General features: G+C 65.4%; 8 protein-coding genes. 1 reads left to right on the top strand and 7 read right to left on the bottom strand.

Features of this window, described 5'->3' with window-relative positions:
* Positions 1-107: 107 nt before the first annotated feature.
* Complete coding sequence (locus AC0AII_RS05740) at positions 108-1175, top strand: 2,3-butanediol dehydrogenase (protein WP_144085401.1); 1068 nt, start codon at positions 108-110, stop codon at positions 1173-1175.
* Between the two features lie 86 nt (positions 1176-1261).
* Here AC0AII_RS05740 and AC0AII_RS05735 read toward each other — a convergent pair whose 3' ends face one another.
* The 7 genes from AC0AII_RS05735 to AC0AII_RS05705 form a co-directional block, all read right to left on the bottom strand.
* Entirely contained in the window at positions 1262-3115 is a 1854-nt protein-coding gene (locus tag AC0AII_RS05735; RefSeq protein WP_445339729.1) for a ribonuclease J, read from the bottom strand.
* Between the two features lie 66 nt (positions 3116-3181).
* Complete coding sequence (gene dapA / locus AC0AII_RS05730; protein ID WP_024627480.1) at positions 3182-4087, bottom strand: 4-hydroxy-tetrahydrodipicolinate synthase; 906 nt, start codon at positions 4085-4087, stop codon at positions 3182-3184.
* Positions 4088-4127: 40 nt separating this feature from the next.
* A complete protein-coding gene (gene dapB, locus AC0AII_RS05725; protein ID WP_490446438.1) occupies positions 4128-4865 on the bottom strand; it encodes a 4-hydroxy-tetrahydrodipicolinate reductase in 738 nt (245 codons plus the stop codon).
* 26 nt (positions 4866-4891) lie between these two features.
* Positions 4892-6202, bottom strand: a complete 1311-nt coding sequence (locus tag AC0AII_RS05720) for an MFS transporter (RefSeq protein WP_490446437.1) — start codon at positions 6200-6202, stop codon at positions 4892-4894.
* Positions 6189-6929 (bottom strand): GNAT family N-acetyltransferase, encoded by a 741-nt coding sequence (locus tag AC0AII_RS05715; protein ID WP_490446436.1) that lies wholly within the window; start codon positions 6927-6929, stop codon positions 6189-6191. Before AC0AII_RS05715 ends, AC0AII_RS05720 begins: the two co-directional genes overlap by 14 nt.
* 128 nt (positions 6930-7057) lie before the next feature.
* Positions 7058-11098 carry an ATP-dependent DNA helicase gene (locus AC0AII_RS05710; protein ID WP_490446435.1) on the bottom strand — a complete coding sequence of 1347 codons (4041 nt, stop codon included), beginning with the start codon at positions 11096-11098 and terminating at the stop codon, positions 7058-7060.
* Positions 11095-15603 (bottom strand): PD-(D/E)XK nuclease family protein, encoded by a 4509-nt coding sequence (locus tag AC0AII_RS05705; RefSeq protein WP_490446434.1) that lies wholly within the window; start codon positions 15601-15603, stop codon positions 11095-11097. The genes AC0AII_RS05710 and AC0AII_RS05705 overlap by 4 nt, the downstream gene beginning before the upstream one ends.
* Positions 15604-15656: the final 53 nt, after the last annotated feature.

Here is a 15656-nt window from a genome sequence, read left to right as displayed (position 1 = left end):
TCGGGCGGTCTCCAACGAGGGAGCGTCACCCACCCGCAAGGATGTCATGTTAGGTATTCAACTTCGTCCATGCAGGACCTTTACGCATATCAGAGAGGATATACGATATGAAAGCATTGATGTACTACGGCAAGGAAGATGTGCGTCTGGAGGACGTGCCTGAGCCTGAGCTCAAACCCGGGACCATCAAGATCCACCCCGCCTTCACCGGCATTTGCGGTTCCGATGTCCATCTGTACTACGACGGAGCAGTCAACGGCGGAGGCAATTCGCCCGACCATCCCCATCCCCTGACGGGAGAGACCCTGCCGGTGGTTTTCGGCCATGAGATCTCTGGTACCGTCGAGGCCATCGCCGACGACGTGCACACTGACATGAAAGTGGGCGACTCGGTGGTGGTCGAGGCCGAAATCGCCTGCGGCGAATGCCCAGCCTGCAAGGCCGGCAACTACAATGACTGCGACAAGCTGGCCGGCATCGGCATCAATGGAGGCGGCGGCGGACTCAGCGAGCACATCGTGGTTCCGGCAGAGCACGTCTTCCCCGTGGGCGACATCCCTCTGGATCAGGCTGCCATGATCGAGCCCTTCGCTGTGGCCCACCACGCCATCCGCGCCATGGATCCCCACGAAGGACAGACCGCAGTGGTCGGCGGCGCCGGGCCCGTAGGATTGCTCATCGGCACCATCCTGCGGGCGAAGGGAGTCCGGGTGATCATGTCCGAGCTCTCCTCTGCTCGTAAGGAGAAGGCCCTGCAGTCGCATTCGGCCGACATTGTGGTCGATCCCAGCAAGGAAGACCTGGCGGAGCGGGTCCGCCACGAGACCGACGGAGCCGGGGCTGATCTGGCCTTCGATGCAGCTGGAGCCGAACCGGTCGACCACCAGCTTTTGGAGGCCTTGAAGGCCACTGGCGGGCTCATGGTCGTAGCCCTGCATGGCAAGCCCATTACGCTGAACCTGACCAAGGAGTTGGGCTTCGGCGAGAAGTTCATCCGCGGTACCATGGGATACGCCAACGACCATCCTGACGCCATCAAGCTCATCCATGACCGGAACATCGATCTGTCCACTTTCATCACCGACCGGATCAAGGTCGAGGACATCGTGGACAAGGGCTTCCGTCAGCTGCGTGAGGACGCGGAAAACCACGTCAAGATCATCGTGAGCATGTAGACGCTCCCTTTTACTGATAACACTGAAGGCTCCGGCCGTCCATCTGGGCGACCGGAGCCTTCGGTATCAGTATGCAGGCAGTGGCGTCAGTCCTGCGGCTGCACGTCGGTGGCGATGTCGGCCACCACGGGCACGATCATGGGCCGGCGGTGCAGCTTGCGAGAGATCCAGCCGCCCAGGGTGCGGCGCATCATCTGCTGGAGCTGGTAGGTGCCGGTGGTGCCCTTGGCCATGGCATCCTCAAGCTGATCGACAATCTGGGCGTTGATGGACTTGAACTCGCTCTCGTCCTCGGCCACGGCGTTCAGGTAAAGCTTGGGGCCGGAGACAACCTTGCTGGTCTCGGTGTCGACCACGGCGAAGGCGGAGACGAAGCCCTCGGTGCCCAGAATCCGGCGCTGCTCCAGCTCGTCGTCGGTCAGCTGGCCCACGGAGTCGCCGTCCACATAGACGTACCCGCAGGGCACTGATCCGACCACAGCGGCCTGGCCATGGTAGAGGTCCACCACGTCGCCGTCCTCGGCCAGCACCACGTTCTGCGGATCCACGCCGGTCTTGACCGCGATCAGACCGTTGGCCACCAGGTGCCGGTTCTCGCCGTGGATGGGCATGGCGCACTTGGGCTGCACGATGTTGTAGAAGTGGAGCAGCTCGCCCTCGTCGGAGTGGCCGGAGACGTGGATGGCCGCGTTGTCGCGGTTGACCACCTTGGCTCCCAGGCGCACCAGCTTGTTGATGACCTTGTAGACCTCATGCTCGTTGCCGGGGATCAGCGAACTGGCCAGAATGACCGTGTCGAATTCATTGATGGTGATGTCACGGTGGGTCCCGTCGGCGATGCGGCCCAGAGCCGCCATGGGCTCGCCCTGGGATCCGGTGCACATGTAGACGATCTTCTCGTCCGGGATGCTGTGGGCATCCTTGAGGTCGACCACGGTGTCCTCGGGCAGGTGCAGGTAGCCCAGGTCGGAGGCGATGGACATGTTGCGGACCATGGACCGGCCGGCGAAGACCACCTTGCGGCCGAACTTGTGGGCGGCGTCGACCACCTGCTGCACACGGTGGACGTGGCTGGAGAAGGAGGCCACGATGATCTTGCGCTGCGCCTCGGCGAAGGCCTTGTCCAAGGCGGGGGCGATGGAGATCTCGGGCTTGACGAAGCCGGGGACCTCGGCGTTGGTTGAATCGACCATGAGCAGATCCACGCCGGACTCGCCCAGCTTGGCGAACTCGCGCAGATCGGTCAGCCTGTGATCCAGAGGCAGCGGGTCGATCTTCATGTCGCCGGTGTCGATGATGTGGCCTGCCGGGGTGCGCACGGAGACGGCCAGAGCGTCAGGAATGGAGTGGGTGACCGCCACGAACTCCAAGTTGAAGGGGCCGACCTTGAGCTTGTCGCGGCCCTTGACCTCCACCTCGGTGGGCTTGAGATGGTGCTCCTCGCACTTGGCATCAACGAACCCTAGGGTCAGCTTGGAGCCAATCAGAGGGATATCCGGACGCAGCTTGAGCAGGTAGGGCACGCCGCCGATATGATCCTCATGCCCGTGGGTCAGCACCAGGGCGTCCACCTGATCCAACTTGTCCTTGATGTAGCTGAAGTCGGGCAAAATCAGGTCCACGCCCGGCTGCTCCTCCTCGGGGAAGAGCACGCCGCAGTCGATCAGCAGAATGTGACCGTTATACTCGATCACATTCATATTGCGGCCGATCTCGCCCAGGCCACCCAGGGGGACGATGCGCATGGAGCCCTTGCGGTACTTGGGGGGTGCCACCAGACGCTGCTCAGTCTGAGTGCCCTTGCCGCGGGCGATGGCGCCATTGCGACGGCTGCGGGATTCGCCCCGGGACCTGCCTGACCCCTGCTTGCCGTTCTTGGAGGAGGACCGACGATTTCTGCTCTTGCCGGTCGTGTTTGATTCTTCTTGTTTTCTTGCCATTGTCACTTGTGTTTCTATCATCTGTGCCCCTGCCTATACAGGGGCGACGTTGCTTTCAGGACTGATTCAGATCAGCCCCGCGGCCTTCATTCCCTTGCGGGCGAGAGCCACCTGGTCCTCATCGGGACCCAGATTGGGCAGCCTCATGGCCGTCTGATCCAGTCTGCCTGCCACCTTCAGAGCGGCCTTGGCCATGACGGCCTGCTGACCCTGACCGTTCAGAGCCTGGACCAGCGGATCCAGACGTGCGGCCAGTTCCCTTGCGCCATTCAAATCGCCGGCATCGAAGTCGTCGGCCAGACGCTTCATGGGCCCGGATGCCACATGAGCGATGACCGAGATGACGCCGACCGCGCCCAGGGCAAGGAAAGGCAGATAGAGCCCGTCGTCGCCTGAATACCAGGTCAGGCCGGTCTCCTGGCGCTTGCGGGTCATGGAGACCAGGTCGCCCGTGGCATCCTTGACGGCTGCGATCCCATCCAGCTCAGCCAGCCGCCGGTAAGTGTCCAGCTCGACGTGCAGTCCGGTCCGTCCGGGCACATCGTAGAGAATGATCGGTCGCTGAGCCGACTGGCAGACCGAGCGGAAGTGGGCCACCACCCCGTCCTGGGAGGGCCGCGAGTAGTAGGGCATGACCACCAGCAGGGCATCGGCCCCGGCCTCCTGGGTCATCTCCACCATGCGTACCGTGTGCGCTGTGTCATTGGAGCCAGCTCCGGAGATGACGGGCACATCGACAGCATCCTTGACGGCCCTGACCAGGTTGACCTTTTCCTCCATATGGGTGACGGGAGACTCGCCTGTGGTGCCGTTGACCAGAATGCCGTCGGCCCCATCGGCCACCAAGGTGCGGGCCAGATTGGCGGCAGCCTCGTAATCCACGGATCCGTCCTTATTCATAGGCGTGATCATGGCGGGGATCACCCGTCCGAAGGGTGCAGAAGGAAGCAGATGGGTAACGGTCTCAGTCATATCTTCACGCTACTTGCAGATGGGGACGCTCTTGCGAATATCAGAACAGGTAGTGGTCCAAGCCCACGGTCAGCCCGGGGATGCTTCCAGCACGGCGCACGGCCAGGAGAACTCCGGGCATGAAGGAGACACGCTCGAAGCTGTCTGCGCGGATGGTCAGCTGCTCGCCGGGGTTGCCCATGAGCACCTCCTCATGCGCATTGAGTCCCCGCAGCCGGACGGCATGGACATGGACACCGTCAACCACCCGGCCTCTGGAGGGATCAGGTTGTTGGGTCGCGTCGGGCATGGGACCCATCCCAGCCTGACGGCGGGCTTCAGCGATGGCAGAAGCGGTCCCCAGAGCCGTGCCGGAGGGGGCATCAACCTTGTCGGGATGGTGCAGCTCGACCACCTCGGCCGACTCGAAGTAGCGGGCAGCCATGGCTGCGAACCGGTCGGCCAGCACTGCGGAGATGGCGAAGTTGGGAGCGATGAAGACGCTGAGTCCGGGATGCCCGTCCAGGGCCTGCCCGACCTGGTCCAAGCGCTCCTTGGTCCAGCCGGTGGTGCCGATGACGGCGTGGACCCCCTGCCCTATCAGGGTCAGGGTGTTGCCCAGGACGGCATCAGGGCTGGTGAAGTCGACCGCCACGTCCGTATTGCTCGGATTGATGGCAGCTGGATCGTCATCCGGACCCAGCAGCAGGGCCGTCTGCATATCCTGTGCGTCCTTGAGAGCGCGCACCACCTCGGTTCCCATGCGTCCGCCTGCACCCAGCACCGATACGCGGATCATCGGCTGCCTCCTTCTTCACTGTTCATTCACTGTGTATTTTCGGTCTTTTCCACGACCATACCCCTCCTGCGGCTCCTGGCCCAGCCCAGCAGCGCCAAGGGGACAGCGCAGCAGGTGACCACCGCCGGAATGGTCATGCCGCCGTGAGGCCCGAACTGATCCAGGGCGACTCCGGCCAGGGTTGATCCCAGGGAGGTGCCGATGGATCCGCCTGTGGACAGCCAGGAGAGCCCCTCGGTCAGGGCCCGGGCATCCACGTTCTCGCGCACGATCAGGTTGCCGGTGGCGAAGATGGGCGAGACGCACAGGCCGGTCAGCACTTCGGCCAGACCCAGCAGGACCAGGTTGTCCATGACCAGGCGGAAGACCACGTAGCCCAGGGTCAGCAGCACCAGGAAGGTCGTCAGATAGCGCCAGCGGGATCCTTTGAGCTTGACCGAGCCGAAGATCAGCGCCCCGCACAGGGAGCCCAGGGCGAACAGGGCCAGCTGCAGGCCTACCGCACCCTCTCGTCCCATGGACTTGGTCAGGGCGGTCACCGAGACGTCCACCGCCGAGAAGCTCATGTTGAAGACGACGAAGATCACGACCAGCAGAAGGATGCCCGGGTAGACCAGAGCCGAACGAGAACCCTGGTGACCGTCAGTGTCGCTTGGCAGGACGTCCCCATGGGCGTCCACCGGGGAATGATCCGCTGCAGACTGGCTGACGGCCTCCATGCGAACGACGGCCGGAGGCTCGGTGGAACGCATGGCGAAGAAGGTCAGCCCGCCGACCAGCAGAGCCAGGGCAGGCAGGTAAAGCTGGGAGACCGGGCTGACCGAGGTGGCCAGGTAGGCGGAGAGGATGGGCCCCAGAATGAAGACGCACTCGTCCAGGCCCGACTCCAGGGCGTAGGCGGTGTTGAGCAGATTGGTCTTGTCTTCGCGCAGCACCCAGGCCCAGCGGGTGCGCACCAGGGCTCCGAAGGCGAACTGGGTCAGGCCCATCAGAGCCGCCAGTACAAAGAGCACTCCCAGAGGAACCCGGCGCATGGCACCCACCGCAAATCCCAGGATGGCCAGGGCCTGCACGAGCAGGGCGGTCACTCCGACTCGACGCTGGCCGAACCGGTCGAACAGACGGGCGTAGAAGGGGGTGACCAGGGCCGCGCAGAGCGTGTAAACGGCGCTCATCAACCCGGCTGAGGTCCAGTTGTCATAGATGTTGTTCAAGGCCAGTACAATGCCCAGACCCATCATGCCCAGGGGCAGGCGGGCCAGGACGGCCGACAGGCAGAAGCCGGCGGCACCCGGGTAGGTGAACAGGCGCAGGAAGGGGGATTTAGCGACCGCCATGATCACCGTCCTTGCCCAGCTGGTCGCTCACACGGCCTCCGTAGATGAAGATGTCGTCAATACCCTCGAAGAACTGCGGATCGTCAGAGGGGTCGCGCCCGGCGAAAGCCGCATGGTCCCTCCCCCTGAGCTCGGCCAGCCGCTCCATGCCCTGGTGGTCGTAGAAGCCCACGTCGCAGGAGGAGTCCGTGTGCAGGTAGAAGCGCTCGATCCCCGCTTGGTCCAGATGCTCCAGGGTGTCCCGCCATAGGGCGCCGCCCACGCCGCGTCCCCGGGCACGGCTGGAGACCAGGAAGAGCCTCAGCTCTGCCTGGGGCGGAACAGCCAGACCACACTGCTCCTCCAGCTTGACTTCGGTTTGCTGCCACTGGCGCGCCCGGTCCAGGGTCTGAGCGCCCAAGGTCGTGGCAGACAGCTGCTGATCAACCTGCTCCAGCTCCTCTTCGGCCTGAGGGAAGCACAGTTCGCCACGCCCCTCAGCAAGCAGAGTCACCCCCAGAAAATCCTGCCCATCGACAGCTATCCGGGCCCTGGTGGCGCCCACCAGGTAGTGCAGGATGAAGTGGGCGGCACTCAGTCGGGACACAGTTCCTTCAGGATCCTCCTGAACCTTCCAGGTGGCGTCAAAGGTTCCCACCAGGTCGGGCATATCCGCCCAGACCATAGGTCGTATCGCCACGCTCCCCCTCCGCCGGGAGGCCTGGTCGTGATTACTGGACGTAGTCATCTGTCTCATTGCTCCATTCGGGCGTGCCCGGCCCCATGACGGCCCTTGGCCGTCCGCCGATCGCCTGCTGTTCATGATTGCTGATGCGCGGCACCCATCGCCTTTGTCTGGCGGGGTCTGCCGCAGACTCAGTCCTCGTCCGACTGCTCGGGTATGCCCTCGGCAAGGGAAGCGAGAATTTCTTCTTCGGTCCTGGCACGAGCCCTGATGAGTCGATCCTGGGGCTGGTCTTCGCTTACATAATAAAGGCAGGCGTCGATGGTCGACAGGCCGATACCCTCCAAGCGTGACAGGAGCAGCCGGTAAAAGTCCAGCTGGACCAGACGGCGCTTGGTCGACTCCTCTCCGCGCGGTCGGGCTCCGGTCTTCCAGTCCACGATGGTGTAGCGCAGATCCGTGCGTTCAGGGTCCAGTCCGCCGGCAAAGACCGCGTCCAGCTTGCCCTTGACGATGGAGCCGGCCAACACCGCCACGATGGGCCGTTCCACCCAGACAGGAGTGCGATGGGCCCAGTCAGACTCGGCCAGCCGCTGTTCCCAAGTCAGCAGACGGGCCTGCACGGGGTCGGCCTGGGAGTCCATGGACTCCCGCTCCTGATCAAGCTCGGCCAGCATGCGGGCCCGTTCGGCCATGGCTCCGGGACCCAACGGACCATCGAGCAGATTCGGTGCTTCCGCCTGATCGGGCAGGTCCACCAGTCCTTCAGGGGCGGAGATATCGGGCAGGATGAAGCGCCTGGCCCAGTCGTGGAAGCGGGTGCCCGCCTCAGCCTGCGGGGAGGCCACCTGGGGTATGGGTCTGACCAGCCCCTGCCAGTAATCCCTCTCCATCTTGGGATCACCCCCTGCCGAGCCGGCCTGGATGGCGGTGACGCTGCGAGCCCCATGCCCCAGGATCCGACGGCCGGTGCGCCGCAGCAGATCCAGGTCCGTGAGCAGCTGGTCGTCAGCTACCCCCAGGCGGCCGGTGCTGACCTGCAGGACGCGGACCGCATTGGCGTAGAGCCCGTCATCGCCCTCCTCATCAATTGCGGGATCGTCGGGTTGCCCGGCGCGCACCCAGGCGGCCGAACGATTCAGGGCTTCACGAGTGCGCACACTCAGCACCGGCGGCCAAAGCGCCTGGTCACGCTGACCGTCTCGAGCAGCGACCTGATCCACCTGATCCAGCGCACGGTCGACGATGGCCTGACGGTAGGACTGGGCATGCTCGCCGACAAAGAGCCCCAAGGGCGGCGCTGGCTGTCCCTCCTGGGCATCCTCTGCCTGCTCCAGCTTGACCGCATCAGGCTCTTCCTGGAAGAGCTCCACCAGCTCGCTCCAAAAGTTGGAGGCCTTATCCGGGTCCGGAGCCGGGGTATTCAGGGCCGCCGACTCTGCCTGGGAATCCTGGCTGAAGGTCAGCAGCAGATCATGCCGGGCCCTGGTCGCCGCCACATAGATCAGCCGTCGCTCGTCGTCCAGCAGCCGACGGCCGTACTGTTCGCGCTGAGAGGGGGCGATGGCATCGGCCCTGACCGGGCGGGCCTGGTCGTCCAGCCCGCTCTCCCGAGTCAGGCCCATGGCCTCCTCCTCCAGGTCCGCCAGATCCAGACGACCCAGCAGATCCTCAGGGTCAGCCCCCAAGGGAGCGTCATGAGGAAAGCGAGGCAGGATCATGGCATCAGCCCGCACCGGCACCGGCACAGACTCGGGATCGACCAGCCAGGTACGGGCCGTGCAGCTGTACTGGTAGACCGGGCCGTCCGGAGATTGAACCACCGGCTTGTCCAAGGCGGGCTTGACCGCGAGCCGGTCGCCCTGGCTGCTGGGGAAGGCTCCACGCTTCAGCCCGACAACCGCCACGGCATCCCACTCCAGTCCCTTGGCCTGGTGGACGGTCATCAGGACCACGTCAGCCTGCCGGTCGTCCCCATCAGCGGGCATTTCGGGGCTCTGGTCCAGGGACGACAGCCAGGAAACGAACCCGCGCAGGCTGGGCCCCAGACCCTGTGGCAGCTCGGACAGGTAGACATCCACTTGGTCCAGCAGGGCCTGGATGCCCGCCTTGGCCTGACTGGGCTCCAGAGGCCGTTCAGGATTGGCCAGGGAGCGGGCCAGCACCAGGTCCGCGTCCAGATCCAAGGCACGGATGGCGGCGATGACCACCTGGCGCAGGGGGGCCGATGACTCGGCCTGGACCTGGCAGATGACCCGGGCGGCCTCGGCGGCCAGAACCCGCCCCCTGGCGGACAGACCCGAGCCCTTCAAGAGGTCTGGCAGATCGTCGCGCAGGAGCAGGTCCACCAGGAAGACATCGTTGGGAACCTGGTCACGGTAACGATGCAGATCCTCGCGACGGCGGCGCGGGTCGGGGTCGGACTCGACCAGGCCGGCACGGACCAGGGCCCGGTACTGGCTGTCCTCATTGACCTTGGCGGCCAGGGAGGCCAGAGCGCTCAGGTCGGCCGCGTCCATGCCGAACCGGGCCGAGGCCAGCAGACGCATCAGGGAATCGCTGTCGGTGTGGTCGCAGACCAGGGAGAGCAGGGCTCTAAGATCCATGACCTCGGGCCGGTCGAAGAGGGAGGAGTACCCGACGACCTGGCAGCTCAGCCCTGCAGCCTCCAGGGCCTGGCGGTACCTGGGCAGGGCGGCCTTGGAACGGAAGAGCACAGCCACGTGCGGCGCATCGCCCTGATTGCCATAGAGCTCGCGTGCCTTGAGGGCGAACCTGACCACGCCGTCGATCTCCTGTCCGCCGGTGCTGTAGCCCAGGAGGCCCACGGTGCCCGGATCGGCGTCCTCACGGGGACGGAGCCTGGCCACGTCCACCTCGCGCAGTTCCGCTTCGGACCGGCTCCCCTGGTCCCGGTGGCGCAGGGGAACGGTCAGCTGATTGGCGGCCTTGAGCACCCAGCTGGAGTTGCGGAAGGTGCGCGACAGGGTCAGCGGGTCCTGGTCCTGCGAGCGCCCAAAGGCGGTCACTCCAGACAAGGGACCGCTGCCGGATGCGGGCCGGTCGGCCAGCATGCCGAACTGGGCCTGGAAGGTGCGGAAGGCCCCGGGACTGGCCCCGCGCCAGGCATAGATGGACTGGAAGGGGTCGCCCACGGCGGTCACGGCCGACCTGCCGGGAGCCTGGTCCGCACTCCCCTGATCCTCCTGCCGATTCTGTGGATGGAAGATAGCCGCCAGCAGCAGGGCCTGGGTGGTGGAGGTGTCCTGGTATTCGTCCAAAAAGACGTGGCTGTAGCGGCGTCGCAGCTGGGCGCTGATGGAGGGGAAACGCTCGACCAGCTGGAAGGCGGCCAGGGTGAAGTCTCCGAACTCGGCCATATTGGCCTGACGCTTGGCACGCTGGTAGTCCTGGACCAGGGTCAGCAGCTTCTCTCGTGTCAGAACGGCCCGTCGCATGGCATCCACCCGGTAGAGGCGAATGCTCTGCCGCTTGTCTTGGAAGGCCTTGATTTTGCCTTGATAGTGCTCGTCGGTCTCCTTCTTGCTGCGCTTGGGCGGCGTCCCGCTGGGTTTGGTCTCGGCGGCCGGCACGGGCTGGTCGCCGATCAGCTGGTCCGCCCGATCCACAAAGGCGCGGTCCCAGGCGCGGATCCGCCCCACGGCCTGGTCGAAATCAGGGCAGTCGCTGCTGATCATGGAGGTGGTCACCGCCCCGGTCAGCCCCAGGACCCGGTTGACGGTGGTCGAGAAGGTCGCAGAGCCCAGGTCGTCGGATTGGCCATCCTGCGCCGAGGAACCAGCGGGAAAGATCAGATCCAGATGGTCGGCGACCACCTGGGAGGCCAGCTGGTAGGCCCCTGCCGAACTCAGGGGACGGGTGTCCTGGTCCATGCCCACCAGCAGGCCGTACTGGCGCACGATGGACTGGAAGAAGGCATCATAGGTGGACACGGTCGGCTTGAGGAAGTTGCGTTCGGGATCCACGGCCGAGGCGCCTCTGCCCTGGTCGCGTCGAATGACCGCCGCCCCCACCCTGGATTGAAGTTCGGAGGCGGCCTTGCGGGTGAAGGTCAGCCCCAGAATCTGCTCGGAGGGCACGCCCCGACGGATCAGGGCAATGATCCGGCTGGTCATGGTCATGGTCTTGCCCGAGCCGGCCCCAGCCACTACCAGAAGATCCTCATTGACATCCGCATCGACGATGGCGGACTGTTCGGCAGTCTGCTTCATTCCTGATCCTCCAGTAGATTGGGCGCCACCAGTTGCCATGCCTGACATTCCTGACCATTGCCGGCTCGATGACAGCGGGCCGGATCGAAGACCGCGTCATCCCGGCCAGCCGTCAGCTTGACCCCGGCAGCGAAAAAGACCCTGGCTATCATGGTCAGCCCCCATACAGCCTGGGAGGAGACCCTGGCTGCTCGAACCATGGCCCACAGGTCCGCATCCACCCCGGGCGGCACCTGATCAGGCAGGTCCGTGGGTTCGGCCTTGGACTTGAGCGGGGAGGGCATGCCGGTTCTCGGTTGAGCGATGGTGACCAGCCTGTCACGCTCGAACAGGGGCGGCTGGTAGGCCATCTCCTCCCGGCGCAGCCCCGTTTGCGCATCCTTGGGCGGTGCCTGCAGCTGCAGGAGCAGGGACTGGCTCAGCTTCATCCGCTCGGTCCTCTCCAGGTCGGGGGCCTGCGACAGGCTCCAGGCCGCCCCCACCTCCGGACTGCTGCCGGGCGTGGGCGGGAAGGCCAGTCCCAGCTGATAGCAGACCAGCTGCAGGTCGTTGAAGAGCTGCCCCTGGGTATAGGGGACTCTGCCGGTCTTGTAGTCCACCAGCCGCAGACGGATGCCCTCGGGCAGGGACCTGACCTCCAGACGGTCGATGCGGCCGGTCAGCCTGACCGTCGTCCTGGCATCCAGGGCTGCGGGGAAGCCGTCGACCAGGCCGGACATCAGGGCGAAGAGCCCGTCGGCATCCAAAGGCCTGTCAGGGAAGGTGGCCTTCCAAAGTGGGACCAGGTCCTCCACGGACAGGCTGACGTCGAAGGACCGCTCGCTCTGGACCCCCAGCAGATCGCCGACCGGGACCGGGCTCCTGCCCTCCACACCGTATTTGGAATCCGAGGAGCGGACGAAATAAGAGGCCAGGTTGTCCAGGATGGACTCCACCCGGCTGCTGCGGCCGCGCTGGTCATAGAGCTCGTCGGGATCCCGCAGGCGCTGTTCCTGGGGAGCCAGTTCCTGGTAGATGTCCAGGAGCGCATCCCGCACCTGCTGCTGGCGGGCATCCGGATCGCCCTGGCCAGGACGGTCCAGACCCTGGGCTGTGCCCTCGCTGGCCACCTTGTGAATCAGGGAACCGAACTCCGTGGGCACTCTTGACGGGGAGGGGCCGGAGAACTGGTCTCCTAGGGCCCACTCCAGGGGGCAGTTCCAGATGGCATCGACCGCCGAGGGCGAAAGGAGGACCACCTGGCGGTCGGACTGGTGTTCATGGCGGTGCTCACGACCCTGGTCACGGTTTTGTGCTCGATCTGTCTGCCCGGTTTGATGGACGGAAACATGTCCAGAATGAGGGGCATGGTCCCTTTCAGTAACCGATGCGACACCTGTAGCAGCGCCCACGGCCCTTGACTCGGCGGCCTGTGCAGTATGAACTTCTTCCCCCGAGGCCGGTTCAGCAGCGCCCTCCTGATCATGGTCATAGAGGAAGGGCCAATGCCTGGGATCAGCTGAATCCTGGCCTTGGCCGGCCAGCAGCCGCAGGGCTTGCACGGCATCGTCCACTCGCTCACGGTCGACCTGATCTTCCGGGAGCAGCGCTTGAACAGCCAGGATGGATCGGGCGGCCGCCGTCAGGCCCCTGGGAGACACCTCCAGCCCCCCGTAGCGCTCACTGCCGCCTGAGCCAGCGCCGACCATGCTGAACTCGGCCTGACTCATATCGGCGGTGCGCGGATAACGTTCAGGCAGATAGCCATAGAGGAAGTCCGAGGGGACCAGGTCATCGTTCCAGACCGCGCTGATGCGCACCTGGGTCTGGGCTCGGGTCAGCGCCTCCAGGAAACCCTTCTTCTCGGCGTAGAGGATGGAGCGCAGGGCCGGATCGTGGCTGAGCGTGTCCGCCAGGGGGTCGCCGATGCGGTCGTGCAGGACCAGATCGGCCAGCTCCTCGGCTCCGAACATGGTGTCGCGGGGAATCAGATTGGGCCAGACCCCGTCCTGGACGGCGGGCAGCCAGACCAGGGGCCAGTCCGTGGCCAGGGCGGCGGCACCGGCGGGTGTGGTCAGGGTGACGGCGTGCTCGATGGGCCCGATCCGCGCCAGGGAATCGGCCTCGATCTGCATGGTGCGCACCTGATCCATGAAAGCCTCGACCGTGGGGAAACGACGGGAGCCAGCCGCGTACTGGAAGAGCCGCATGAGCGCGTCCAGACGGTCGTTGGCCTCCTCCCCCTCCTGGGTGGCCATCAGGGCCCGCCGCTGCCAGTCGTCGGCCAGGTTCAGGCTCCGCCAGGCCTCCCAGAGCACGTATTGGGGCTGGCGGTCCTCCAGGGCGCTGATGCGGGTGGCCGTCAGGCGCAGAACCTGCAGGGCCTTGTCCAAGGCTTGTACGTCAGGATCCTCACGGCGGCCTCCGGCGATGGCGGTCATGGCCTCCAGAATGATTCCCGAGGATCGGTCATCCGGATCCAGAACCAGCAGGGTCTCCAAGGCCTGAACAGACAGAATGGCCGGCCGTTGAGCATCCCTGTCGCCCAGATCCACCGGTTGGTCGGGGGCCGAGGCAGTGGAGAAGGGGTCAGGCCCGACCCCTGGTTCTACGGAATCGTGCCTGGTCAACAGGGAATCGTCGACGCTGATGCCGGATGAACGCTCCCGTTGAGCCTGCCGCTCGGCCAGATCCTCGACCCAGGTCTGCCAGGCCTGTCCCAGGAGCGGCAGGTCGTCCAAGGAGCCTGATGAGTCCGGATCGCTCCCCTGCTGGCCGGACAAGGGGGCCAAGGCGGCCATAGTCTCCATGATGGACTCCAGGCGTTCCATCCTGACGGGACGCTCTGCACGAGTGGCGGTGGCGGGAACCCGGAAGAGGGGGCCAGCCATCAGGGTGCGCAGGCGCGAACGGATCCAGGCGGCCACCTGGTCAGGATCGTCCGGGTCGCTTCCGGCGGTGCCAGGGTCCAGCACCGATTGGGCCAGCTCGACCAGGGCGAAAAGACCCTGGATGGCGGGCTCCTGGCTGAGTGGACGGGTCACCGAGGAGAAGCGCACCGGCACGCCCTGGACGCGCAGCTTGCGGCCCAGGGTGCGCAGGGTCATGTTGTCGTGGGCGATGACGGCCATGTCGTTCCAGTCACGCTCGTTGGCCAGAAACTCATGTTTGATCTGCCAAACCAGGTCATCGTCCTCCTGGTCAGGGGTGTGGAAGAGCCTGGTCTGTACGCTGCCGTCGTGAATAAGACTGTCGCCGGCGGTCAGGGGCGCCACCGGGCCGGCGCCGGGCCAGGCGGGCAGCTTGCCAGGTCTGTCGGGCAGAGGGGTGTCGTTCTCCTCAACACCGGCGATGCCCAGGCTGACCCTGGCAGCCACTAGATCGGCGTAAGAGCCCTGGACGCTTTCGGCATGCTCTGCGGCCGCTTCAGGAACCACCATCCTCCGGGGTTTCAGGGTCACGGTGGCAGCGCCCAGGCAGGCGAAGTCCTGGGCCAGAAGGGGGGCGGCGACGCCTGGCATGGGCTTGGACAGGGCCGTCAGGCGAGTGGCCAGAAATTCAGGATAGGAACCACGGAAGGACTGGACCGACTGGTCGGGGTTGCCTACCAGAAGGAGCCGGCAGCCAGCCTGGTTCAAGCCCTGCAAGAGGCCCATCCCGGCCAGGGTGATGTCCTGCCAGTCATCTACGACCAGCAGGTCAGGCAGATCGCCATCAGGCAGCCCGCCTAGGCTGCGGGAGGCTTTGACCATGAGCATGGAAGGATCCAGACGGAATTCGTCCGGGTAGCTCTCAGTGATGCTCTGGCGGTATTCGTCCTCCAGGGCGAAGGCCAGCCGCCACTGCAGGCCCAGCCGGTCGCGGCGGTCAGGGCCCATGGGTTGGAGGGCCAAGGCGTCCAGGAGCTGGTCCCGGTCACCCCTGTCCAGGCCCAATTCCGTCATGCGGGCGAACATGTCCCGCAGCTGGGCGATGAACCTGTCGGCGACCCCTACGACTCGTCCTTGACCGTCGCCGACCAGGACGGAGGACCAGCCAGCCCCGTTGCGGAAGTAGCGCTCCAGAAGTCGGCAGACCGCACAATCGTCCCCGGCTTGGACATGCTCCAGATGGACGGTCATGACCTGCCTGAGCAGGGCATCCTCCTCGGCGCCGTTCAGCAGTCTGGGCAGGATTGGATCGTGGCCTCCCTGGGCCAGCCTGGACCGTGTCAGCAGACGGAAGGCCAGAGCCTGCAGGGTGCCCACAGGTCGGGTGCGGTCGGCACTGCCCCGCTCCAGAATGACCTGGCGGCTGACCTGGTCGGCCGCAGTCCGACCTGATACGGCCATGCTGGCACCGTCACCGAACCGTTCCATGCCTGCCAGCAGGGCCTGGGTGGCCAACCTGGTCTTGCCGCTGCGGGGAGGACCAGCCACCACTAGGACCCGGGTGGGCCGACCCTCCTCGTTCTGGAGCCGATCGCCGATAAAGGCGCGGACCGGTTCCATGGCCTCTTGCGGATCCACCGGTGGCTGCTTGCTCATAGCTACAAGAATAGGGGTCGGCATGGTCCATCTACAGGCCCCGGAACCCACTG

The organism is Bifidobacterium sp. VU/mBH4 (B4) (genome assembly GCF_058199535.1).
Note: the sequence above shows the minus strand (reverse complement) of the source record. Positions and strands in the feature narration are given on the sequence as shown.

Coding starts and splice junctions, on each gene's coding strand:
- AC0AII_RS05740 (WP_144085401.1), top strand. CDS start 108: ATGAAAGCATTGATGTACTACGGCAAGGAAGATGTGCGTCTGGAGGAC.
- AC0AII_RS05735 (WP_445339729.1), bottom strand. CDS start 3,115: ATGGCAAGAAAACAAGAAGAATCAAACACGACCGGCAAGAGCAGAAAT.
- dapA (WP_024627480.1), bottom strand. CDS start 4,087: ATGACTGAGACCGTTACCCATCTGCTTCCTTCTGCACCCTTCGGACGG.
- dapB (WP_490446438.1), bottom strand. CDS start 4,865: ATGATCCGCGTATCGGTGCTGGGTGCAGGCGGACGCATGGGAACCGAG.
- AC0AII_RS05720 (WP_490446437.1), bottom strand. CDS start 6,202: ATGGCGGTCGCTAAATCCCCCTTCCTGCGCCTGTTCACCTACCCGGGT.
- AC0AII_RS05715 (WP_490446436.1), bottom strand. CDS start 6,929: ATGACTACGTCCAGTAATCACGACCAGGCCTCCCGGCGGAGGGGGAGC.
- AC0AII_RS05710 (WP_490446435.1), bottom strand. CDS start 11,098: ATGAAGCAGACTGCCGAACAGTCCGCCATCGTCGATGCGGATGTCAAT.
- AC0AII_RS05705 (WP_490446434.1), bottom strand. CDS start 15,603: ATGAGCAAGCAGCCACCGGTGGATCCGCAAGAGGCCATGGAACCGGTC.